Source organism: Sphingomonas sp. Leaf22 (assembly GCF_001421715.1).
Taxonomy (GTDB): domain Bacteria; phylum Pseudomonadota; class Alphaproteobacteria; order Sphingomonadales; family Sphingomonadaceae; genus Sphingomonas.
The window spans coordinates 120817-143651 of the sequence record NZ_LMKP01000002.1 but is presented as its reverse complement, the minus strand read 5'-3'; the positions used below and the strand labels follow the sequence as shown (position 1 = coordinate 143651).

Genomic DNA, 22835 nt, shown 5'->3' with positions numbered 1-22835 from the left:
TGCGGCCCCGCTTGATCAGGTCGGTCCCCTCGCACGCTGGACAACGCATCCTGTCCTCGCCGTCCAAATCAAAGGAACACAGAAGAATCCAAAACGCGCCTCGTGTAAACAGTCCCCGCGAAGGCGGGGGTCCAGAGCCAAGCAAAGCAACCGCTTGCGCTGACGGCCCTGGACCCCCGCCTTTGCGGGGATACGCCGGAGGTAGGCGTTCGGCGCGTTCGCAAGGCTTCGCTCCGGATCAGAAGCGGAAGCGGACGCCCAGCGAATAGACCCGTTCGAGATACTGGATCTGTCGGGTATAGACGTCCCCAGCATCGTTGAACTGTCGCGTGCGCTTGATCGGGTTGCCGAGCAGGTTGACGATATCGAACGCCAGCGTGACGTTCGGCACCGGCGTCAGCGTCGTCGAGAAGTCGAGCTGGCCCCGCCCCTTTTCGATGACGGCGCGGGTGCGCGGCGATCCGTCGGCACCGACGTCGAGCGGTTCGACGCTGTAATAGCTGACGAAGTCCGACCGGTAGTTATACGCAAGCCGCGCCGAGAAGAACGAGCGTTCGTAGAGGCCGACGAGGTTCCCCGACCATTCCGACACGCCGGTGAACGGCACGCGCGTGCCCGCGACGTTGGGCGACGCGCTGAGCCCGGTCGCCAGATCGCCGCGCGCGTCGATATAGGTCGCGTTCGCCTGAACCCCGAAGCCGCGCATCCATTCGGGCAGGCTGTCGATGTCGAGGAAGCTGGTGAAGGCGAGTTCGGCACCGTTGAACCGGGTCTTGCCGGCGTTTTCGGGTCGGTCGAAGCGCGACGGTCCATAGCCGAGATCGACCGGGGCAATCGCCACGCGCGAAATGAACCCCTGCGCATCGCGGCGGAACAGCGCGCCGGTCAGCGACCCGGTACGCGAGAAATACCATTCGAGGCTGACGTCGTAATTGTCCGAGGTCAGCGGGTTCAGATCGGGATTGCCGCCCGAAATGTTGCGCAGGTTGCTGTTAGGGTCGTTCGGGTTCGGCGGATTATTGGGATCGATGACCGGCGGCGGCCCGACGGTCAGGGTCGGGTTCAGATCGAAGAAGTTCGGCCGGGTCCGGGTCTGGGTATAGGCCAGCCGCATCTGCAGTTCGTCGTTGAAGCGCACGCGTGCGCTGACGTTCGGCAGGTAATCGGTATATTCGTTTTCGGCGACCACCGGGCTGAAGGTCGGGTTGGCGGGATCGGTTTCGTCGCGCGCGAAGCCGCCGATCCGCGTCTTGGTCTTGACCGCGCGCAGCCCGACCAGGCCGTCGACGGTCATCGTCGAACCCAGATCGAACCCGTATTTGATCTGCGCATAGGTCGCGTACGCCTTTTCATTGGCGCGGAAATTCTCGGTCGGATTGAACGCGGGATTTCCCTCCGGCGCGCCGAAGAAGGATCGCAGTTCGGCGATGTTCGACCGGATGCTGGGTTCGGTGATCGACGCGAACGTCCGGACCGGAAAGGCATTGTCGAATTTGAACGCGGGCCGGGTCGAGCCGATGTCGATCGGCAACGCCGAGATCGGGATACGCTGATCGGTCAGCGGGCTGCCGTTCAACGTGCTGATATAGGGCGCGCCGCGATCGCGATTGGCGTCGCGGTCGTTGTAGCGGAACCCGACCTTGAATTCGCGGAAGAACCCTTCGCCAAGGTCGTACTGCGCATCGAAGCGGGTCTGGATATCCTTGCCGCTGACCTTCAGAAATTCCTGAAAGAAGCCGCGCGTCAGGAAATTGGCGGGATCGGTCACGTCGAAATCGACGAAGTTGAAACTCGGCCCGCCATAATTGCCGCTGGGCGTTTCGAACACGACGTTGCGGGTCGGCGAACTGGCGAACAGATAGTCGATATTGTTCAGATTGAAGGTGTAGGCGCTGTCAGTATAGGCGATATCGGCCGACAGCCGCAGCCGGTCGCGGGTCCAGGTCGCGCCGCCGCCGACCTGATAGGTGTCGGTGCGGCCGTTGGCGGAGGTGAAATAGCCGTCCGGCGTGTTCGCACCGACCACGGTCGCGCTCTGCGCGATGGTCGGATTGCCGTCGCGCGTCGTCAGGTTGTTGAGGCGGAAGGCGTCGCCGCCGAAGATCGGCACGAACATCCACTGGTTGGAGTCATGGCCGCGATAGCCCTGATACAGGCCGTCGACATAGATTTCGAGTTCGGAGCTCGGCCGCCACTGAAACGCGGCGTTGGCCGATGGCCGGAACCGCTTGCCGTTGCTGGTGAAGCGTCCCTGCGCGTCGGGATAGCGGACGCCGCCGACGCCGGCATTGGCGGCGCTGGTCGTACCGATCACCAGCGACTGTTCGCGCGTCGCGTCGAGATAGTTGAGTCCGACATAGGAGGCGTTGACCAGCAGCCCCATCTCGCCGATGCCGGTGTTCCAGCGCCCGCTGACCAGGAGGTTGCCGTTCCACGTCAGTCCGCCCGATTGCTCCCAGTTCACGCCGTTGAGCGAGCCGGAGATTTCGAGGCCCTTGAAATCGAACGGCCGGCGGCCGCGGACATTGACCTGTCCACCGATGCCGCCCTCGATCAGGTTCGCGGTGCTGGACTTGTAGACTTCCAGCGCGGCGACGGTGCCGGCCGGAAAATCCTGAATCGCGACGAAGCGGCCTTCGGCGGTGAAGATCTCGCGCCCGTTATAGGTGGTGCTGATATCGGGCAGGCCACGGATCTGGACTCCGGCCGCCTCGCCCGCGCCGCGCGTCACCTGCACGCCGGTCACGCGCGCAAGGGCGGCGGAGGCGAAGGTGTCGGGCAGCTTGCCGATATCCTCGGCGACGATCGCATCGACGATGCCGTCGGAATTGCGCTTCAACTGCTGCGCCGATTGCAGGCTGCGGCGCAGGCCGGTGACGACGATGTCGCCATCGTCGGTCGTGCTTTCCCGTGCCGATGGCGCGGGTGCGGTCGGGCTGACCGACTGGTCGGACGGCGTGGTGGGCTTGGGCGTTTCCTGCGCCGTGCCGACCTGCGCCAGCGCGGCCGCCGGCAGCAGGGCGGTGAGCGCCGCCAGCATCGATACCGAGCCTCGCAATACAGGCTTGTCGATCATAGTTCCTCCCCAGCGGTCATGGCCGGACGATCTCGCGCCGCCGGTCCACTTCGACCTATCAGCGGTGGCGCACGTTCACAATACGGTTATATGTGATAATTGAAAACGGTTACAGAAGAAGCACTTCGGCCAATATCCCGGGCAACGGGTGCGCCGGACAAGCGACATGAACGGGAGAGAATGGATGAAGCGATTTGCCGCCGCGCTGCTGGGTGCGATCATGTTGACGCTGTCGCCCGCGCAGGCGCGCGACCGCTGGACCGAGGCGCAGGCCGATGCGTGGTATGCCAGGCAGCCATGGCTGGTCGGGGCGAACTACACGCCCGCCAGCGCCATCAACCAGTTCGAGATGTGGCAGGCCGAGACGTGGGACCCGAAGCGGATCGATTACGAGCTGAACCTGGCGCAGGCCATCGGCATGAACACGATGCGCGTGTTCCTGCACGACCAGCTGTGGACGCAGGACCCGGAAGGCTTCAAGCGGCGGATCGACGAATTTCTCCAGATCGCGGCACGGCACAAGATCAAGCCGCTGTTCGTGCTGTTCGACAGCTGCTGGGACCCGAACCCGAAGCTCGGGCCGCAGCATCCGCCGATCCCCGGTGTCCATAATTCGGGCTGGGTACAGGGGCCGGGCATGGCGGGGCTGCGCGACAAGAGCCGCTATCCGGCGTACAAGGCCTATGTGCAGGGGGTGATCGCCGCCTTCGGGCGCGACGACCGCGTGCTCGGCTGGGACGTGTGGAACGAGCCCGACAATGGCGCCGACCAATATCCGGGGCAGGACGGCAAGGAGCCGCTGGTCCGCGCGCTGCTGGCGCAGGTGTTCGACTGGGCGCGCGACGCCGATCCGATGCAGCCGATCACCTCGGGCGTCTGGATCGGGCAGGACTGGACACCGGGTGGCAAGGGATCGGCGATGGAAAAGCTGCAACTCGGCCAGTCGGACGTCATCACCTTTCACGACTATAGCTGGCCGGAGACGTTCGAGGGGCGCATCCGGCAATTGCTGCCGTACAAACGCCCGATCATCTGCACCGAATATATGGCGCGCGGGAACGGGTCGACGTTCGACGGGTCGCTGCCGATCGCCAAACGCTATCAGGTCGGGATGATGAACTGGGGCTTCGTCGACGGAAAGACGCAGACGCGGTTGCCGTGGGACAGCTGGCAGAAGCCCTATGTGATGGCCGAGCCGACCATCTGGTTCCACGAGGTGTTCCGTGCCGACGGAACCCCCTATCGCACTGCCGAGACCGACCTGATCCGCCGGCTCGCGACGTCGCCCAAGGGGATCGTGCCGGATAGCGCCGCCGCCATGGCGCCCATGCCGACGCGTCGCCGCCGCTGAGTCCACCGCTGCCCGCCACCGCTGCCGACCATCGGTGGCGGGGGTGGCGGGGGTTCGAAATCCTAAGGTGTTGGTAACGCTTTTGCCCTACGCTGCGCTCTTCCACGGGGAGTCGCCGGTGCATCTCTCGATTTCGACCAAGGTAACCGTCGCGTGCACAGCGGTGCTGTTGCCGTCGCTGTTGCTGCTGGCGAGCTGGCTGCACATCGGCGCGGAGGTCGGCGATGCGGCGGGGCATATCGGGCATCTGACCGAATTGCTGCGCGGGCAGGACCGGCAGGATGCCGCGCAGCAGGCGCTGCGGCTGTCGATCGGCGACGCGACCCGGCTGGCCGAGCGGCACGGCACCGTGCCCGACGCGCAGTGGCGCGCGCTGTCCGCCGATCTGCGGGCGTTCCGCGCGCTGAACAACGTCACGACGAACGATCCAGACCGGTCGCTGCCGCCCGAGTTGCGGATCGCGCTGGCGCGGACCCGCGCGGCGACGCTGGCGTTCGTGCCGATCGGCAGGGAACTCGTCGATACCGCCCGGTCGGACCCCGACGGGATCAGGCCGGCGATGCCGCGGTTTCTCGACGCGCTGAAGGCATTGGAAGCCGAACGGACGAAGACCCGCGATGCGATGGGCCGCGCGATCGGCGACGCGGCCGACGATGCGGTCGCGCTGAACCATCGCGGTACCTTTCGCGCACTGTTGAGCGCGGGTGCGGTCATCCTCGCCCTGCTGGTCATGGCGTTGTGGCTGCATCTGCGCGTCATCGAACCGCTGACGTCGATCGCCGGTATCCTGCGGGCATTCCGCGCCGACCGTCCGGTCGGGCAAAGCGTACCCTGCCTCGACCGGCAGGACGAGGTCGGCGATCTGGCCCGCGGCGTTTCCGAATATCACAAGGCGATGGAGGCACAGCGCAGCGCGCAACGCCGCGTCGACTTCCTTGCCCATCACGATGCGCTGACCGGCCTGCCCAACCGGTTGCTGTTCGAAAACCGGCTGTCGCACGAACTGCTGCGGGCGCGGCGGACGGGCGAAAGGGTCACGCTGTTCGCGATCGACCTCGACGAGTTCAAGAGCATCAACGACCGGTGCGGCCATGCCGGTGGCGACGATGCGCTGCGTCGCGCGGGCAAGCTGTTGTCGGGCTGCGTGCGTGCCAGCGACCTGGTCGCGCGGATCGGGGGCGACGAATTCGCGATCATCCAGGTCGCACCGGCGCAACCTGCGGCGGCGGAGGCGTTGCTGCGGCGGATCGCCCGGGCGACCGACGCCACACTGAGCGCCGATGTCCCGATCCAGATGAGCATCGGCGTCGCCATCGCCGCCCCCGATCAAAGCGGCGACGACCTCCACAACCTTGCCGACATGGCGCTGTATCGTGCCAAGTCGGACGGACGGAATACCGCACGGTTCTTCGACACCAGCCTGCTGGAGGAGGTCAGCCTGCGCAGCCGGCTGGGCCGCGATCTGGAACGGGCGATCGATGCGCACCAGTTGCACGTCGCGTATCAGCCGATCGCGACGCCCGATGGCCGGATCGCCGGGTTCGAGGCGCTGCTGCGCTGGACCCATATCGATCTGGGCAATATTCCGCCCGACGTCTTCATTCCGATCGCGGAAGCGACGGGTCAGATCGGCCGCATCGGCCATTGGGTCGCCGATACCGCGATGGCGGCGGCGGCGCAGTGGCCCGAGCACATGCATCTGGCGCTCAACCTGTCGCCGCTGCAATTCCGCGATGCCGAACTGGCCGGCAACCTGCTGGAACTTGCCGCACGGCATGGCGTGGCGACCCATCGGCTGGAACTGGAGGTGACCGAAAGCGCCACCCTTCTCGACCAGCATCGCCATGCGGTACACACGACATTGCGGCGGTTGCAGGCGGCGGGCGCGATCGTCGCGATGGACGATTTCGGTACCGGCCATGCATCGCTCAGCAATCTCAAGGAATTCACCTTCGACAAGCTGAAGATCGATCGCAGTTTCGTCGCGACGATGCTGTCCGACGCCCCTTCCGCCGTGATCGTCAAGGCGACGATCGGTCTCGGCAAGAGTCTGGGCATGTCGATCGTCGCCGAAGGGGTCGAGACCGCCGAACAGCTGGCGCAGCTGCGCGAATGGGGCTGCGACCTGTTGCAGGGCTATTTCATCGGCCGGCCGATGCGGGTCGTCGACCATCTGATCGCGCCCGTCGAAATGGCCGTCTGAGCGGCCGCCCGGACATAGCCGGCGGTACGGATGCCGCCAAAGCGTCCCCTTCCGGCTTATCCGAACAGGGAGCGAACGACGCGGCCTTGCGCGGCCGCCGCCGAGCGGCCAAGCAGCGGCGATGCGGATCGCTCTCTACGAACCCGAAATCGCCGGCAATGTCGGTGCGGTGATGCGGCTGGGCGCCTGTCTGGGCGTCGCCGTCGACCTGATCGAGCCAATGGGGTTCGCGTGGGACGATCGGCGGGTGCGGCGGACGGCGATGGATTATATCGACCATGTCTCGGTCGCGCGTCATACCGACTTCGCCACGTTCCGTTCGACCGTCGCACCACCGCGCCTGGTCCTGTTCACGACCAAGAGCGAGCGATCGGCCTATGACTTCGCCTTCCGGCCCGACGACGTGCTGCTGTTCGGCAAGGAGAGCGCCGGGGTGCCCGCCGACATCGCCGCGCTGTGCGACGAGCGCCTGCGCCTGCCGATCCGGGCGGAGGTGCGATCGATGAACCTCGCCACCGCCACCGCGCTCGCGCTGGGCGAGGCACTGCGCCAGACCGGCGGCCTGCCCGGCTGATCGCCGACCACTTCGCCCGATTGCGTACCGTCGCCGCCGAAGGACGGGGCGATCGGCAGGTTCGTGCGTTGTCCCGGCTTCCGGGATACTCCCCCGACAAGGATGATCGATCGAATGGCGGACAGGCCCGACATGGAAATCTCACGCCGCGGCGTGCTGGCGAGCGGCGCGATGGGTGCGGCCATTGCCGTGGCCCCGGCGGCTGCGACGGCGCAATCGGCACCTAAGCCCGCATCGCCGCCGACGATGCCGGTCCGCTTCCGGGTGAACGGCAAGCCGCAGCAGATGACGCTCGACACGCGCACCACCCTGCTCGATGCGCTGCGCGAACATCTGCACCTGACTGGTACCAAGAAGGGCTGCGATCACGGCCAATGCGGTGCCTGCACCGTGCTGGTCGGTGGCAAGCGCATCAATTCCTGCCTGACGCTGGCGGTGATGCACGAGGGCGACGAGATCGTGACGATCGAAGGGCTCGGCACGCCCGACAAGCTGCATCCGATGCAGGCGGCGTTCGTGAAGCATGACGGCTATCAATGCGGCTATTGCACGCCGGGACAGATTTGTTCGGCGGTGGCGGTGCTCGACGAAATCCGGCGCGGCGTGCCGAGCCATGTGCAGGCCGACCTGACCAAGCGTCCGGGCGCGACCAACATCGAAATGCGCGAGCGGATGAGCGGCAATATCTGTCGCTGCGGCGCATATTCCAACATCGCCGATGCCATGGCCGATGTGGCGGGAGCCAAGGCATGAGAGCCTTTACCTACGAACGCGCGCGTGATGCGGTGGCGGCGGCGCGGATCGTCGCCAGCCGGCCCGACGCGAAGTTCATCGCCGGCGGCACGAACCTGCTCGACCTGATGAAGCTGGAGATCGAGACGCCGACGCATCTGGTCGATGTGCAGGATCTGGGGTTCGACAGGATCGAGAAGACCCGCGACGGCGGTCTGCGGATCGGCGCGCTGGTGACCAACACCGATCTTGCCGCCGATGAACGGGTGCGGCGCGACTATGGCGTGCTGACGCGGGCGATCGTCGCGGGCGCGTCGGGACAGTTGCGCAACAAGGCGTCGACCGCCGGCAACCTGCTGCAACGGACCCGCTGCCCGTATTTCTACGACACCAACATGGCCTGCAACAAGCGCAAGCCGGGGTCGGGCTGTGCCGCGATCGGCGGCTATTCGCGGCAATTGGGCGTGATCGGCGTCAGCAATGCGTGCATCGCGACCTTTCCGGGCGACATGGCGGTGGCGATGCGTGTGCTCGACGCCAGCATCGAAACGGTCGATGGCGCCGGGGAGCGGCGCACCATTCCGATCGCCGACTTCCACCGCTTGTGGGGCGATCGGCCCGACATGGATACGGTGCTGAAGCCCGGCGAGCTGATTACCGCCGTCACCCTGCCCCGCCCGATCGGCGGCCGGCATTTCTATGAAAAGGTGCGCGACCGGGCCTCCTATGCCTATGCATTGGTATCGGTCGCGGCGGTGATCCAGCGCGACGGGTCCGGCCGCGTCGCATTCGGCGGGGTCGCGCCGCGGCCATGGCGGGTCGAGGCAGCCGACGCGCTGCTGCCGCAGGGGGCCGCCGCCGTCACCGCCCGCGCGTTTCAGGGGGCCACCCCCACCAGGGACAATGCGTTCAAGCTGCCGCTCGCCACCCGCGCGCTGGCATCGGTCATCGCGCAAGCCAAGGCATAATCCATGCAGTTCGACACTCCCGCGACGACCAATCCCATCGACCGGATGAAGGTGGTCGGCCGCGCGCACGACCGCATCGACGGTCCGCTGAAAACGACCGGCCGTGCGCCCTATGCCTATGAGCATCAGGGCATCGCCAACCAGGCCTATGGCTATATCGTCGGGGCGGCGGTGGCGAAGGGGACGATCCGGTCGATCAACCTGGACGCCGCGAACGCCGCGCCCGGCGTGCTGACGATCGTCACCGCCCAGAATGCCGGCAAGCTCGGCAAGGGGCAGATGAATACCGTCAAGCTGCTCGCCGGGCCGCAGGTCGACCATTATCATCAGGCGGTGGCGCTGGTCGTTGCCGAGACGTTCGAACAGGCGCGCGCCGCCGCCGCGCTGGTGCGCGTCGACTATGCGCGGGCACCGGGGCAATATGATCTGGACGAGGCGCTGAAAGGCGCGCCGCTCGCCGAAGGTGATGGCGGCGTCGCGCGGGTCGGTTCGTTCGACAGCGCCTTTGCCGCTGCACCGGTCAAGATCGATGCCGAATATACGACGCCCGACCACAGCCATGCGATGATGGAGCCGTTCGCGTCGATCGCGGCGTGGCAGGGCGACGAACTGACGGTGTGGACGTCGAACCAGATGATCGACTGGGGTCGTGGCGATCTGGCGAAGACGCTGGGTATTCCCAAGGACAAGGTCACGGTGATGTCGCCCTATGTCGGCGGGGGGTTCGGCGGGAAGCTGTTCCTGCGCGCCGATGCCGTGCTGGCGGCGCTGGGGGCGAAGGCGGCGAAGCGGCCGGTGAAGCTGGCCATGCAGCGGCCGATGATGGTCAACAACGCGACCCACCGCCCGGCGACCCGCCAGCGTATCCGCATCGGTGCGCGCCCCGACGGAACGATCACCGCGATCGCGCATGAAAGCGGGTCGGGCGATCAGCCGAACGGCGGCCCCGAAGCGGCGATCAACCAGACCAAGCTGCTCTATGCCGGGGCGAACCGTCTCACCGCGATGCGGCTGGCGGTGCTGAATTTGCCCGAAGGCAATGCGATGCGCGCGCCGGGCGAAGCGCCGGGGATGATGGCGCTCGAGATCGCGATGGATGAACTGGCCGAGAAGCTGCGGATCGATCCGATCGCGCTGCGGGTGAAGAACGATACGCAGGTCGATCCCGCAAAGCCCGAACGGCGCTTTTCGCAGCGGCAACTGGTCCGGTGTCTGGAGGAAGGGGCGCAACGCTTCGGCTGGTCGCGGCGGAGTGCGACGCCGGGACAGGTGCGCGACGGAAAATGGCTGGTCGGGATGGGCGTCGCCTCCGCCTTCCGCAATCACATGAACATGACGTCGGGCGCGCGGGTTCGGCTGGGTCGCGACGGCGTGGTCACGGTCGAAACCGACATGACCGATATCGGCACCGGCAGCTACACGATCATCGCCCAGACCGCGGGCGAAATGATGGGCGTGCCGGCCGAGGCGGTCGTGGTGCGGCTGGGCAGTTCGGCATTCCCGGTATCCGCCGGATCGGGCGGGCAATGGGGTGCGGCGAATGCGACCGCCGGGGTCTATGCGGCGTGCGTGCAACTGCGCGAACAGGTGGCGCAGCGGCTGGGGATCGACCCGGCCACGGCCGACTTCACCGACGGCAAGGTCAGCGGCGGCGGGCGCTCCGCCGATCTGCGCGCGGCGGCGGCCGGCGGCGACCTGATCGCCGAGGACAAGATCGAATTCGACAAGCTCGACAAGACCTATCAAATGGCGACGTTCGGCGCGCATTTCGTCGAGGTCGGGGTTGATGCCTATACCGGCACCACCCGTATCCGCCGGATGCTGGCGGTGTGTGCGGCGGGTCGAATCATCAACCCCAAATCGGCGCGCAGTCAGGTGATCGGCGCGATGACGATGGGCGCGGGATCGGCGCTGATGGAGGAACTGGCGGTCGACAAGCGGTTCGGTATGTTCGTCAACCACGACCTCGCCAGCTATGAGGTGCCGGTCCATGCCGACATCCCGCATCAGGAGGTCGTGTTCCTCGACGAAGCCGATGACAAGGCGAACCCGATGAAGGCCAAGGGCGTCGGCGAACTGGGCATGTGCGGCGTCGCCGGCGCGGTGGCGAATGCGGTCTATAACGCGACGGGCGTGCGGGTTCGCGACTATCCACTGACGCTGGAAAAGCATCTGGAGCGGTTGCCGGCGGTGGTTTGACGGATGACGGCAAACTATTCGTCACCCCGGGCTTGACCCGGGTTCCCGCTTTTTAGCAGCTGTCGAAGAAGAAGCGGGACCCCGGGTCAAGCCCGGGGTGACGTGTGCGTTGGGGTCAAAACGCCTTCACCACCTCCACCGCGTAGATGTGCGTGGCACCTTCGAAATTGCCGCGAAACACGACCCATTTGGCGTCGGGGGTGAAGGTCATGTTCGGCTCCAGCCGGTAATCGTGGCGGCGCATGTCGACCAGCTTCTCGACGTCGAGCGTCCCCGGCACGATCAGGGCGTCGGCATTGGCGGCGTGGATGTCGGCTACGTCGGGGATCGCCCGGGGCGTGAAGAGATAGAGATATTTGCCATCGGGGGCATGGGCGACCATCTCGCTGTCGCCGCCGTCGCCGGAGAAGCGCCGGCCGCCGGGCATCTGATTGTAATGGACCGACCACTGGTTGCGGTCGACCTTGTACCAGTGGCGCTTGGCCGTCGACAGGTCGTAGCCGGCGAGCCAGAACACCTCGCCGCGCGGGGTTTGCAGGTCGTACCAGATCGTCCTGCCATCGGTCGAAAAGAATTCGTGGCCGGCGATTTCCATGTTCATCGTGCGGGTGTGGATCAACTGCTTGCCGGTGCCGTCGGTCCGGATCGTCCAGATGCGGTCGACCTTGTGCCACGGTCCTTCGTGGCAATACAGGATACGCTGCGGATCGGTGGGCGAGAACTGGATATGGTTCAGCCAGTCGGTCGATGCGGTGACGACGCGGCGCTGGCCGGTGCGCAGGTCGATGGTGAAGATTTCCATCGGGATGCCTGCTTCCAGCCGTTCGTTCAGCCGCCGCTCCTTGGCCTCGGCGAAGCTGTAGGGCGTGCCGTCCGCTCGGATGGCGCGATAGTCCGCCTCGCCCGGTCCGACGACGCGGCCGGGGGTGTGGCGCTGGTCCTGCCGCGTGCCGTCGGGACGAAGCGCGCCTTCGCCGAGCGCGACCTGACCCAATAGCAGCGTTTCATCGGCGTTGATCGAACCGATCGAGCCGCCGGGAATGCCGGCGACCTTGCGGGTCCGGCCGCTGTCGATGTCGACCGCGAAGACGGTGGAGGGGCCGCTGGCGTCGTTGCGCAGCTGCCTGGCGTAATAGGCGGTTCGCGTCCGCCGGCCGGTGAATAGCAGCGTCACGCCCTTCTCGCGGACCAGCGGCTTCAGGTCCCACGTCTTCAGATCGACCGTCGCGATACCGTCGGGGACGCTGACCACCATCCGGTCGCCCTGCGGAGTGTAACTGTTCTGGTGGAAATACAAGGTGGTGCTGTCGGGCACGCGGCTGATGCGGATCACGCGGTGGCCGGTCAGGCGGTCGACCCACTGCGGGGCCGGTTCGGCCAGCGCAGGCACCGCCCCCAGCAGCATGGCGACAAGGCCGAGGATGATCGGGGTCCGCATCGCACTCTCCAAACGCACTTGTGATTATTCCACATAGTATGATAGCTCTTCACATATTGAGCATGACGAACCGGGCGACGCAAGCCCGGACCATGCCAGGGAGAGAGCGCGCGTGATATCCGCCCCACCAGCCAAGCGTCCGGTACGGCTGATAAACTACCTGGCCTATGGGTCGAACGACGTGCTGGGCGCGGGTTCGATGGCAGTGATTTCGGGCTGGGTGCTGATCTTCTATACCCAGTTTTGCGGGCTGACCGCCGGACAGGCCGCGTTGATCTTTGCCGTCGCCCGTATCCTCGATGCGATCGCGTCGCCGGTGATCGGCTATCTCTCCGACCATTTCGGCACGACGGCGCTGGGGCGGCGGTTCGGACGGCGGCGCTTCTTCATCCTTGCGGCCATCCCGCTGCTGCCGAGCTTCGCGCTGATGTGGCTGCCGGGCATGAGCTTCTGGTATTATCTGGTCAGCTATGTCGGGTTCGAGCTGGTCTATGCGATGGTCATCATCCCGTACGAAACGCTCGCCGCTGAAATGTCGACGGACTATCGGACCAAGGCGAAGTTCGCCGGATTTCGCATCCTGTTCGGGCAGACCGCCGCGATCCTCGCGGGGTTCCTGCCATTGTGGCTCATCAACTATCTGGGCCGCGACAGTGCGCAGACGTTTTTCTACATGGGGGTGATCTTCGCGGCGCTGTTCATGGCGACCGCGGGCTTCCTGTATCGGTTCAGCTGGGAACGGCCCCTGCCCCCGCAGGCCGGGCCCCGCGCGAATGCCGGGGTCGGATCGGCGTTCAGGGCGCTGTATCGCAACCTGTTCTCGACGATGCGCATCCGCGCGTTCCGGCTCCATCTGGGCATGTATCTGGGCGGGTATATCAGTCAGGATATCTTCAACGCCGCCTTCACCTTCTTCGTGATCTTCGCGCTTGCGGGTACGACCGCGATGGCGTCGGGGCTGCTGGGGACGATGTATATCGTCCAGTTCGTGGCGGTGGTGATCGCGATCAATCTGGCGCTGAGGGCGTCTCCGGCCTTTGCCTATCGGCTGGCGGCGGTCACCTTCGGCCTTGGCGTGATCGTGCTGCTGTCGCTGTGGGCCGGCGGGACGACCGCGACCAGCCCGCTCATCTATCTGGCGATCGGCTTGGCCGGTCTGGGGCGCGGGGCGCTCAACTATATTCCGTGGGCCACGTACAATTACATGGCCGATGTCGACGAGATCGTGACCGGTCAGCGGCGGGAGGGCAGCTTCGCCGGCGTCATGACCTTCGTTCGCAAGGCGACGCAGGCAGCGGCGGTGGCGGGGGTCGGCCTTGTCATCCAGGCGGGCGGCTTCGTATCGGGCGCGCAGACGCAGACGCCGGCGGCGATAAACACCATCGCGCTGCTGCTGGGCGTCGGGACGCTCGGGGTGCTGGTGGCGGGTATCGTCGTGTCGCTGCGCTTCCGGCTCGATCCGCGGACCCATGCGATCCTGATGGAGGAGATCGAACGGCTGCGTGCCGGCGATTCCACGCCCCCCGATCCGCTGCACAAGGCGGTGGTCGAGGATCTGTCGGGATGGCCGCACGATCGGCTGTGGGGCAATAATCCGGTCGCGGCGAAAGTCGCGTGATCTGGGCGGCGCTGCTGGCGCAGGCGACGGCGGCCAGTGCGCCGGTGCCGTTGTGGCGCGATCCGGTGCATGACGGCGCGGCCGATGCGTCGACGGTACGCGATCCGGCGACCCGCGAATGGGTGATGTTCTACACCAATCGTCGCGCCGATCTGCCGCTGACCGACGAGAAGGACGTGTCGTGGGTGCATGGCACCGCCATCGGCATCGCCCGGTCGACCGACGGCATTCGCTGGCGCTACGGTGGCACGGCGTCGATCCCGCAAGCCTGTACGGGCGCGACGCTGTGGGCACCGGAGGTGCAGCGGATCGGCGGGCGCTGGCATATGTGGGTGACGGTGGTGCCGGGGGTGTTCAAGGACTGGAACGCGCCGCGCTTCCTCGTCCATCTGACCAGCCGCGACCTGAAGCAGTGGGACTGTGGCGAGCGGGTCGATCTCGGGTCCGACCGGGTGATCGATGCCAGCGTCGCAGTGCTGGGGCCGAACCGGTATCGGCTATGGTTCAACGACGAACGCGCGGGCAAGGCGATCAGATATGCCGATAGCCGCGACCTGACGCACTGGAGCGTCAAGGGGACGGTTACCGATACGCCGGGCGAGGGACCGAAGGCATTCCAGTGGCACGGCAAATGGTGGCTGGTCAGCGATGCGTGGAAGGGGCTGCTGGTCCAGCGATCGACCGACGCGACGCACTGGACCCGGCAGCCGGGCTATCTGCTGGCCGATGCCGGGCGGCGGCCAACCGACCGGGCCAAGGGGCAGCATCCCGATATCGTCGTCGTCGGCGACCGGGCGTGGATCGTCTATTTCGTGCATCAGTCGGGTGAGGCGCAGGCCGTGCGCGATCCGCGCTGGCACCGGCGCAGCGTGTTGCAGATCGCCGAATTGCGCGAGCGCGACGGTGTGCTGTCCGTCGATCGGGACGCGCCGGTGGTCCGGCCGCTGCGATAGGGTCGGACACCGGCCGCATCCCTTCGAAACCGGCCAACGGAACAAGGGGTTGCGTGTGCCGCCCGGCCTCCGACCGCTACCGCCCGATCGTGTTCCCATAACCGATCACGATCGTCGCCAGCACCAGCAGGGCGACCCCGCCCCACACCATCGCCCGGGTGCGCGGTGCGGCATCCTTCCATTCGCGCAGGGCAAAGCCCCATAGCGTGCCGAAGATGATGATCGACGCCATGTGCAGCGTCCAGCTCGAAAAGCCGAACCGGCCCATCTGGCTTTCGCCCATGGTGTAGAAGAAGAACTGGAAATACCAGGCGGTACCGGCCAGCGCGCACAGCGCGAAGTTGCGCCCCATCGGCGCGCCCGCCGCCTTGCCGCGACCGACCCATTCGCCGCCGCTGCGGTTGCGGACGATCAGGATCGCGCACCACACCGCATTGGTCAGCAGCCCCCCGAACATGACGAGGCACAGCACCGGCAGGCCGGTCCAGAGCGGTCCGGTGCCGGCGGCGGCCGACAGCGCCTTGATCGGTTCGCCGGCGGCCAGACCGAAGGCGAAGCAGGCCGACATGATCCCGGCAAAGATCGCGACGACGATCCCCTTGCGGAAATCGAACTCGGCGACGGCCGCCGCCTTCTGTTCGGGCGACAGCGCCTGATCCTTCTTCGCGCCGGCCAGCGCGACGACGACGATCCCGGCGAGCGTCAGGGCAAGGCCGAGCAGGATGATGTTGCCCGACACGCTGTCGAGCAGCTTGGCCGCGAACTCGCCCGCGAACAGCGGCGGGATCAGCGTCCCGAAGACGGTGCAGAGCCCCAGCACCACCGCCATGCCGAGCGACAGGCCGAGATAGCGCATGACCAGCCCGTAGCCGAGCCCGCCGAACCCCCAGAGCACGCCGAAGAAGATCGGCCACAACAGCGTCGGCAGCGGCGTCGCGGCCAGGACGCCGAGCAGGTCGTGGGTCTGGATACTCGCGAAGAACCATGGCGCGAGCACCCATGAGAACAGGCCGCCGGTCAGCCAGTAAATCTCCCACGACCAGCGTCGCACCCCGCGATAGGGGACGTAGAAGCTGGCCGACGCGAACCCGCCGAGCCAGTGATAGACGACGCCGGTCAGCGGATTGGGGGTCATATGGTCAGCCCCAGGCGATAGAGCCGGTTGGCGTTGCCGGCAAACATCGCGCGCCGCTCGGCGTCGGTGAAGTCGTTGGTGATGGTGTCATAGGCACCCAGCGTCGCGGCGAAGCTGCCGAACAATTTGTCGGTCGGAAAGTCGCTCGCGACCATCGCCCGGTCGGTGCCGAACAGGTCGATCGCGGTCAGGACCAGCGGGCGCGCCTGTTCGAGTGTCCACGGGCGATGGGTGAAGCCGACGCCCGACAGCTTGATCGCAACATGCGGCAGCGCGGCGAGCGCGGCCAGGCCGTCGCGCCATTCGGCTTCCTCGGTCGGAACGCACATGCCCATATGGTTGAGCATCACCGGCGTTTCGGGGTGGCGTTCGATCAGCCGGGCGAGACCCGGAAACTGGTCGGGATAGGCTTGCAGGTCGAAACTGAGACCGTGCGCCGCGAGGCGGGCATAGCCCCTGCCCCATGCCGCGTCCTGCGTTACGTCGCGGGGCGTGTAGGTGCGGCGGGGATCGGGGTGCCAGTTGACGATATGGCGGATGCCGCGAACGTTGGGATGTGCGGCATGGCCGGCAAGCAGGGTGTCGACGTTCGGATCGGACAGGTCGGCGAACGCGACGATCGCGTTCGGCGACCCTTCGCGGTCGGCCATCGACTGTAGCCAGCGCGTTTCGTCGAGCGCGGCGGCGGGGTCCGCACCGGCATCGACATGGACGATGCCGCGGACGTCCCAGTCGCCGGCGTCGGCGCGGTAGTCGTTCAGGCGATAGGTCTTCGCGATCGATTCGACCGAGCCGTTCGGGCTGTCCTCCGCAAAGGGAGGCGTCAGCCATGGGTAACGGATGTGGTCGAGGTCCCACAGATGGACATGGGCGTCGATGAAGGGGAGTTTGTTCATGGCGTTGCTCTCCCGGTTTACTGTCGCCCCCTGCCCGCCTGCCCCCTCCACTCCGTTTGCTTCGAGCGGAGGTTCGAGCCTGTCGAGAACCGAAGTCGAGAAGGCGGTGCCTCCAGCGACCCGTTCTCGACGGAGGCTTCTCGACCTCGCTCGAAGTTGCTCGAACCGAACGGAGTGGGTGGGGATAGGTTTACATCAATACGTCGTCCGCCCGCCCGACGTGTCGAACACCGACCCGGTGGTGAAGCTGCATTCCTCGCTGGCCATGAAACACACCATCGCCGCGCTTTCGTCGACCTCGCCCAGCCGCCCCATCGGGATTTTCGAGCGCATGTAATCGACCTGGCTCTGCGGCAATTGCGCGAGGATCGGGCTTTCGAACGTGGCGGGGGTCAGCGCGTTGGCGATCACGCCCTTGCCGGCCAATTCCTTGCCGAGCGACTTGGTGAAGCCGATCACCCCAGCCTTGGTCGCCGAATAGGCGCTGGCATTGGGGTTGCCTTCCTTGCCCGCGACCGAGGCGACGTTGACGATCCGGCCAAATCCGTTCGCCAGCAGGTGCGGCACGACGGCGCGGTTGCAATAGAACAGGCCGTTCAGGTTGACGTTCACGACCTGCAACCAGTTGTCGATCGGGAATTCATGCACCGGCACGGTCGCACCGGTGATGCCGGCCGAACAGATCAGGATATCGACCTTGCCCAGCGCGGCCACGCTGTCCGACGCAGCGGCGGCGACCGCCGCCGCGTCAGATACGTCGAGGCGGACGCCGTGCAGACCGACACGCCGACAGGTTTCCTCCAGCGCGGGGTTCATGTCCCACACCGATACCTGCCCGCCCTCTGCGACGATACGTTCGGCGACCGCGAGGCCGAGGCCCGATGCGCCACCGGTGATGATCGCGCTGCGTCCGGCGAACCGCCCCGAATAGGTCATCCGAGCACCGCATCGCCAAGGTTGCGCCATTCGACGACCTGCTGGTTCTGTTCGCCAAGACCGGCGATGCCCAGCTTCATCGTGTCGCCCGCCTTCAGATAGATGGCGTTCGGCTTCTTGCCCTCGCCAACACCCGGCGGCGTGCCGGTGATCATCACGTCGCCCGGATAGAGCGTGATATATTCGCTGACGTACGAGATCAGTTCGGCGACGTCGAAGATCATCGTCTTCGTATTGCCGGTCTGCATCCGCTCGCCATTCACGTCGAGAAACATGTCGAGATCCTGGTGGTCGCCCACCTCGTCGGGCGTCACCAGCCAGGGGCCGACCGGACAGAAGGTGTCATGGCCCTTGCCCTTCGACCACTGGCTGCCGCGCTGCTTCTGGTTGAAGCGTTCCGACACGTCGTTGGCGATCGCAAAGCCGGCGACGTGCGAAAGCGCGTCTTCCTTCGACACATAGCGCGCGGTCTTGCCGATCACGACGGCCAGTTCGACTTCCCAGTCGGTATGGGTCGAATCCCTGGGGATCATCACCTCGTCGTTCGGCCCGGTCAGCGACGACAGCGCCTTCATGAACATCATCGGTTCGGCCGGCACCGGCAGGTTCGATTCGGCGGCGTGGTCGGCATAGTTCAGCCCGATCGCGACGATCTTGCCGATGCCCTTGACCGGGACGCCATAGCGCGGCGTGCCGTCGACTTGCGGAAGGCTGTCGATATCGACGTTCAGGCCGGCGATGCTGGCGACGGTGATGTCGTCGACCACGCCCGACAGGTCGCGGATCTGGCCGTTCGCATCGACGATGCCGGGCTTCTCGTCGCCCTGGGTTCCGTAGCGGCAGAATTTCATGGTCTCGTTCTCTCAGTGTTCGAAGGGACGGTGCATGGTCAGGTCGCGGTTCAGCTCGACCCCGAAACCGGGGGCATCGAGCCGCGAAGTCCGCATCCGTCCGTTTTCAGGAATGGGCTCGCCGATCAACTGCGGATGGAACATCGGCTGCACATGATCGGCTTCCGGTGCCATCATCAGATATTCGGCGAAGGGCGAATTGTGGCGGGTGACCACGAAATGGTAGCTGTAGACCGACGAGCCGTGCGGCACGACCAGCTTGCCGCGCGCATCGGCCAGCGCCGAAATCTTGAGCAGTTCGGTCACGCCGCCGCACCAGCCGACATCGGGCTGGATGATGTCGCAGCACTCCATGTCCAGCAGCATCCGGAAGCCCCAGCGGGTCGCCTCATGTTCGCCGGTGGTGACCAGCATCCCGCGCGGCACGTTGCGCTTCAGTTCGGCATAGCCCCAATAATCGTCGGGACTGATCGCCTCCTCGATCCATTTCAGACCATGGTCGTGCGCGGCATGGGCCAGACGGGTCGCATAGTCGACGTCGAGCGCCATCCAGCAATCCCACATCAGCCAGAAGTCCGGCCCGACGCGCGAGCGCATCTCGGCCAGTTCGGCGATATTCTTCTTCAGCCCCTCGACGCCCTCGGCGGGACCATGGTGCAGCGGCATCTTGCCGCCGATGAAGCCCATGTCCTTGGCAAGGTCGGGCCGCGCGCCGGTGGCGTAGAATTGCAGTTCGTCGCGCACCGCGCCGCCCAGCATCTGATAGACCGGCTCGTCGCGCAGCCTGCCGAGCAGATCCCATAGCGCAAGGTCGACGCCCGAAATAGCGTTCACCACCAGCCCCTTGCGCCCATAATATTGGGTCGAGAAATACATCTGGTCCCAGATTTTCTCGTACTCGGTCGGCGAACGCCCTTCGAGGAAGCGGGCGAGATGCTTCTCGACGATGAAGCACGCGGGTTCGCCGCCGGTCGTCACCGCGAAACCGATCGTGCCGTCCTCCGCCTCGATCTCGACGATCAGCGTGCCGAGCACGTTGATGCCGAAGCTCTGCCGCGACTGGCGATATTCGGGATAGCGGCTCATCGGCGTCGCGATGTGATCGTCGATCCAGTGATAGTCCTGCTGATCGTGATAGTCCGCCCCGCCGCCGCGCACGGTAAACGCACGGACATGTTTGATCCTGGGAAGCGCCGCCTTCATTGCCACCACCTTCGTTACGCGCGCGGCCATGGTCCGCCGCCGACTGAACCCGAAATCCACACGCGCCCGCGTACCATCATGTGGTATGCCGCCTGCGCCATGCGGTCTGAAATGTTGCAAAACCCCGTAGCAGGAAAACCCGCGAACATCCGCTCCGACTGGTTTACTTTCTCACTTTATGGGATAGAGTGCTACTAGATGAGACATAAACCGTCAAACGAAGAATCGCCGATCGCGTCGGATGGCGGAACCGAGCCCGAGCCGAAGGGAACGGCCAAGGCGCAGGGCAGCCAGACGCTGGTGCGCGGGCTCGACCTGCTCGATCAGGTCATCGACGGGCCGGTCAAGCTGGCCGAATTGTCGCAGCGCATGGGCCTGACGCGGTCGACCACGCACCGGCTCGCCAACGCGTTAATCGATCGTGGTTTTCTGACCTTCCTGCCGCGTGAAGGGTATCTGCTGGGGCCGAAGCTGTTGCAGCTCGGCTTCCTGGCGCAGGGTCAGGCCGACATCGTGCAGATCGCCCGCCCCCGGATCGAGGAGCTGGCGGCGCAGACCGAGGATACGGTCCATTTCGGTCGGCTCGACAGCGATCTTGCGCTGTATCTCGACAAGATTCCGGGCCGTCGCCGCGTCGATATCTCCAGCCGGATCGGCGACCGCCAGCCGCTGTCGTCGACCGGTCTGGGCAAGGCGTTGCTGCTCGATGATTCGGAGGCGCGCTGGATCGAGATTTTCGAGGCCGAACATCCGCCGGGGACGCGCCGCCCAGACTTCGACGTGTGGATCGAGCGGATGCGCGGCTATGTCGCCAGCGGCCATGCCTATGATCTTGAAGAAAACGAGGACCTGATCCGCTGCGTCGCCGCACCGGTGCGCGATGCGTCGGGCCGGATCGTCGGCGCGATCAGCGTGTCGAGCGCCGCACAATATATGGACGACGCCCGCATGGCGACGCTGAGCGCCGACGTGCGCGGCACCGCCGAACGGATCAGCCGCGATCTGGGCTGGTCCCCCGATACACAGGCGCTGCAAAAGCGTCGCAAGCGATAAGGACGAGGAACGCCATGAAGCTGTTGGAAGGCAAGACGGTATTGGTCACCGGTGCGTCGACGGGCATCGGCCGGGCGGCAGCGATCGGCACGGCGCAGCATGGCGCGAACGTCGTCATCAACTATCACAGCCGCGACGACGATGCCGACGCCTGCATCGCCGCGATCGAGGCGACGGGGCAGCGCGGCCTCGCCATCAAGGGCGACGTCGCCGAGGCGGCGACCGCGACCGACTTCGTGGCGAAAGCCGTGGCCGCGTTCGGGCGGGTCGACGTGATGGTGTCGAACGCCGGTATCTGCCCGTTCCACAGCTTTCTGGAAATGCCGGCGGACACGTTGGAGCGGACGCTGCGGGTCAATCTGCACGGCGCTTATTATATGTGTCAGGCGGCGGCGAAGGCGATGGTCGAACAGGGCGATGGCGGGGCGATCATCGCCGTGTCGTCGATCTCGGCACTGGTCGGCGGCGAGTATCAGACGCATTATACCCCGACCAAGGCGGGGGTGCATTCGCTGATGCAATCGACCGCGATCGCGCTGGGGCGGCACGGCATCCGCTGCAACTCGGTGCTGCCGGGGACGATCCTGACCGAGATCAACAAGGACGACCTCGCCGACGAAGCGAAGCGCAAATATATGGAAAGCCGCGTGCCGCTGGGCCGGTTGGGGCAGCCCGAGGATATGGTCGGGCCGATCGTGTTCCTTGCGTCGGACATGGCGGCCTATGTCACCGGCGCGGCGCTGCTGGTCGATGGCGGCATGTTCGTGAACCTGCAATGAGGTCCGCACCGAACCGTACTCCCGCGAAGGCGGGAGTCCAGGGCAGCAAGCGCCGTCGCCTGCGGCTCTGGATCCCCGCCTGCGCGGGGATATTGATGGGTGCGCAACTGCCCGCCGAGACGATCTTCATCGCCGGCGATTCGACCGCGCAGACCTATAAGCAGGATCGCTATCCGCAGACCGGCTGGGGGCAGATGCTGCCGTGCGGTCTGACCGGCGACGTGCAGGTCGAGAACCGGGCGATGGGCGGGCGATCGACCAAGAGCTTCATCGCCGAGGGGCGGTGGGACAAGATCATGGCCGATATCAAGCCGGGCGACGTCGTGCTGATCCAGTTCGGCCATAACGACGCGAGCCAGAACAAGCCCGAACGCTATGCCCCGGCCGCGACGCTGTACCGCGACAATCTGTTGCGGATGGTGTGGGAGACGAAGGGGCATGGCGCGACGCCGATCCTCATCACGCCGGTGACCCGCCGATCGTTCGGACCGGATGGCAAGAGCAAAGCCGATTTCGCCGCATGGTCGGCGGTGGTACGCGACATCGCCGCGACGACGGGAACGCAGTTGATCGACCTCGAAGCATCTTCGCGTGGCTGGGTCGATGCCAAGGGTGTCGAGGGATCGAAAGCGCTGTTCCTCCACTATCCCGCCGGACGGTATCCGGGGTTCAAGGACGGCATCGCCGACGACACGCATTTCAGCGAACTGGGTGCGCGCGGCGTGGCTGAACTGATCGCCGCCGATCTGACGCGGACGGGACTGCCGGTCGCGGCGAAGGTTGCGAAGGTTCGCCCCGACCTGACGCGGACGACGCCGTTGGGGACGATGGGATGCCGGTGATCCAAGCCGATCCGTATCCCCGCGCAGG

At 65.9% G+C, this 22835-nt stretch carries 18 protein-coding genes; 11 read left to right on the top strand and 7 right to left on the bottom strand.

From position 1 onward, the window contains the following. Positions 1 to 238: 238 nt before the first annotated feature. Positions 239 to 3076, bottom strand: a complete 2838-nt coding sequence (locus tag ASE70_RS02565) for a TonB-dependent receptor (protein ID WP_056501133.1) — start codon at positions 3074 to 3076, stop codon at positions 239 to 241. Positions 3077 to 3260: 184 nt separating this feature from the next. On the opposite strand from ASE70_RS02565, the gene ASE70_RS02560 reads away from it, so the two are divergent. The 6 genes from ASE70_RS02560 (at position 3261) to paoC (ending at position 11103) form a co-directional block, all read left to right on the top strand. Further along, positions 3261 to 4427, top strand: coding sequence for a cellulase family glycosylhydrolase (locus ASE70_RS02560; protein WP_056501130.1), 1167 nt, complete (start codon positions 3261 to 3263; stop codon positions 4425 to 4427). 118 nt (positions 4428 to 4545) lie between these two features. Continuing rightward, on the top strand, positions 4546 to 6630 hold the full coding sequence (locus tag ASE70_RS02555) for a putative bifunctional diguanylate cyclase/phosphodiesterase (protein WP_056501126.1): 2085 nt from the start codon (positions 4546 to 4548) through the stop codon (positions 6628 to 6630). Between the two features lie 121 nt (positions 6631 to 6751). After that, positions 6752 to 7204 (top strand): tRNA (cytidine(34)-2'-O)-methyltransferase, encoded by a 453-nt coding sequence (locus ASE70_RS02550; RefSeq protein ID WP_056501124.1) that lies wholly within the window; start codon positions 6752 to 6754, stop codon positions 7202 to 7204. 114 nt (positions 7205 to 7318) lie between these two features. Further along, complete coding sequence (gene paoA / locus ASE70_RS02545; RefSeq protein WP_056501121.1) at positions 7319 to 7957, top strand: aldehyde dehydrogenase iron-sulfur subunit PaoA; 639 nt, start codon at positions 7319 to 7321, stop codon at positions 7955 to 7957. Then, complete coding sequence (locus tag ASE70_RS02540; RefSeq protein WP_056501118.1) at positions 7954 to 8904, top strand: FAD binding domain-containing protein; 951 nt, start codon at positions 7954 to 7956, stop codon at positions 8902 to 8904. Before paoA ends, ASE70_RS02540 begins: the two co-directional genes overlap by 4 nt. A gap of 3 nt (positions 8905 to 8907) precedes the next feature. Then, a complete protein-coding gene (gene paoC / locus ASE70_RS02535) occupies positions 8908 to 11103 on the top strand; it encodes an aldehyde oxidoreductase molybdenum-binding subunit PaoC (protein WP_056501115.1) in 2196 nt (731 codons plus the stop codon). A 115-nt stretch (positions 11104 to 11218) separates the two neighbouring features. Here paoC and ASE70_RS02530 read toward each other — a convergent pair whose 3' ends face one another. After that, positions 11219 to 12541 (bottom strand): oligogalacturonate lyase family protein, encoded by a 1323-nt coding sequence (locus ASE70_RS02530; protein WP_056501112.1) that lies wholly within the window; start codon positions 12539 to 12541, stop codon positions 11219 to 11221. A gap of 112 nt (positions 12542 to 12653) precedes the next feature. Here ASE70_RS02530 and ASE70_RS02525 point away from each other — a divergent pair, with 112 nt between their 5' ends. After that, positions 12654 to 14159: an MFS transporter gene (locus ASE70_RS02525; RefSeq protein WP_056501109.1), complete on the top strand. Its 1506-nt coding sequence runs from the start codon at positions 12654 to 12656 to the stop codon at positions 14157 to 14159. Next, complete coding sequence (locus tag ASE70_RS02520; RefSeq protein ID WP_235519526.1) at positions 14156 to 15112, top strand: glycoside hydrolase family 43; 957 nt, start codon at positions 14156 to 14158, stop codon at positions 15110 to 15112. The genes ASE70_RS02525 and ASE70_RS02520 overlap by 4 nt, the downstream gene beginning before the upstream one ends. Positions 15113 to 15188: 76 nt before the next feature. On the opposite strand, the gene rhaT is transcribed toward ASE70_RS02520, so the two are convergent. The 5 genes from rhaT to rhmD all read right to left on the bottom strand — a co-directional run bounded on the left by rhaT (position 15189) and on the right by rhmD (position 20133). Continuing rightward, positions 15189 to 16247 (bottom strand): L-rhamnose/proton symporter RhaT, encoded by a 1059-nt coding sequence (gene rhaT, locus ASE70_RS02515; RefSeq protein ID WP_056501108.1) that lies wholly within the window; start codon positions 16245 to 16247, stop codon positions 15189 to 15191. Beyond that, positions 16244 to 17143 (bottom strand): amidohydrolase family protein, encoded by a 900-nt coding sequence (locus ASE70_RS02510; RefSeq protein ID WP_056501105.1) that lies wholly within the window; start codon positions 17141 to 17143, stop codon positions 16244 to 16246. Before ASE70_RS02510 ends, rhaT begins: the two co-directional genes overlap by 4 nt. Before the next feature lie 195 nt (positions 17144 to 17338). Next, entirely contained in the window at positions 17339 to 18079 is a 741-nt protein-coding gene (locus ASE70_RS02505; protein ID WP_056400401.1) for an SDR family NAD(P)-dependent oxidoreductase, read from the bottom strand. Beyond that, positions 18076 to 18930 (bottom strand): fumarylacetoacetate hydrolase family protein, encoded by an 855-nt coding sequence (locus ASE70_RS02500; RefSeq protein WP_056501102.1) that lies wholly within the window; start codon positions 18928 to 18930, stop codon positions 18076 to 18078. Before ASE70_RS02500 ends, ASE70_RS02505 begins: the two co-directional genes overlap by 4 nt. 12 nt (positions 18931 to 18942) lie before the next feature. Then, positions 18943 to 20133, bottom strand: a complete 1191-nt coding sequence (rhmD, locus tag ASE70_RS02495; RefSeq protein ID WP_056501172.1) for an L-rhamnonate dehydratase — start codon at positions 20131 to 20133, stop codon at positions 18943 to 18945. Positions 20134 to 20331: 198 nt separating this feature from the next. Here rhmD and ASE70_RS02490 point away from each other — a divergent pair, with 198 nt between their 5' ends. From ASE70_RS02490 to ASE70_RS02480, 3 genes are all read left to right on the top strand, one after another. Next, positions 20332 to 21186 (top strand): IclR family transcriptional regulator, encoded by an 855-nt coding sequence (locus ASE70_RS02490; protein WP_082450559.1) that lies wholly within the window; start codon positions 20332 to 20334, stop codon positions 21184 to 21186. Between the two features lie 14 nt (positions 21187 to 21200). Further along, complete coding sequence (locus tag ASE70_RS02485) at positions 21201 to 21965, top strand: SDR family NAD(P)-dependent oxidoreductase (protein ID WP_056501099.1); 765 nt, start codon at positions 21201 to 21203, stop codon at positions 21963 to 21965. Positions 21966 to 22060: 95 nt separating this feature from the next. Further along, positions 22061 to 22807, top strand: a complete 747-nt coding sequence (locus ASE70_RS02480; protein ID WP_156347430.1) for a rhamnogalacturonan acetylesterase — start codon at positions 22061 to 22063, stop codon at positions 22805 to 22807. The last annotated feature ends 28 nt before the right edge of the window (positions 22808 to 22835 follow it).

Bases quoted from the DNA above. Each gene is read 5' to 3' on its own strand.
- ASE70_RS02550 (WP_056501124.1), top strand. From the start codon at position 6,752: ATGCGGATCGCTCTCTACGAACCCGAAATCGCCGGCAATGTCGGTGCG.
- ASE70_RS02510 (WP_056501105.1), bottom strand. From the start codon at position 17,143: ATGAACAAACTCCCCTTCATCGACGCCCATGTCCATCTGTGGGACCTC.
- paoA (WP_056501121.1), top strand. From the start codon at position 7,319: ATGGCGGACAGGCCCGACATGGAAATCTCACGCCGCGGCGTGCTGGCG.
- ASE70_RS02490 (WP_082450559.1), top strand. From the start codon at position 20,332: ATGAGACATAAACCGTCAAACGAAGAATCGCCGATCGCGTCGGATGGC.
- ASE70_RS02500 (WP_056501102.1), bottom strand. From the start codon at position 18,930: ATGAAATTCTGCCGCTACGGAACCCAGGGCGACGAGAAGCCCGGCATC.
- ASE70_RS02485 (WP_056501099.1), top strand. From the start codon at position 21,201: ATGAAGCTGTTGGAAGGCAAGACGGTATTGGTCACCGGTGCGTCGACG.
- ASE70_RS02540 (WP_056501118.1), top strand. From the start codon at position 7,954: ATGAGAGCCTTTACCTACGAACGCGCGCGTGATGCGGTGGCGGCGGCG.
- ASE70_RS02565 (WP_056501133.1), bottom strand. From the start codon at position 3,076: ATGATCGACAAGCCTGTATTGCGAGGCTCGGTATCGATGCTGGCGGCG.
- ASE70_RS02505 (WP_056400401.1), bottom strand. From the start codon at position 18,079: ATGACCTATTCGGGGCGGTTCGCCGGACGCAGCGCGATCATCACCGGT.
- rhaT (WP_056501108.1), bottom strand. From the start codon at position 16,247: ATGACCCCCAATCCGCTGACCGGCGTCGTCTATCACTGGCTCGGCGGG.
- ASE70_RS02530 (WP_056501112.1), bottom strand. From the start codon at position 12,541: ATGCGGACCCCGATCATCCTCGGCCTTGTCGCCATGCTGCTGGGGGCG.
- rhmD (WP_056501172.1), bottom strand. From the start codon at position 20,133: ATGAAGGCGGCGCTTCCCAGGATCAAACATGTCCGTGCGTTTACCGTG.
- ASE70_RS02560 (WP_056501130.1), top strand. From the start codon at position 3,261: ATGAAGCGATTTGCCGCCGCGCTGCTGGGTGCGATCATGTTGACGCTG.
- ASE70_RS02480 (WP_156347430.1), top strand. From the start codon at position 22,061: ATGGGTGCGCAACTGCCCGCCGAGACGATCTTCATCGCCGGCGATTCG.
- paoC (WP_056501115.1), top strand. From the start codon at position 8,908: ATGCAGTTCGACACTCCCGCGACGACCAATCCCATCGACCGGATGAAG.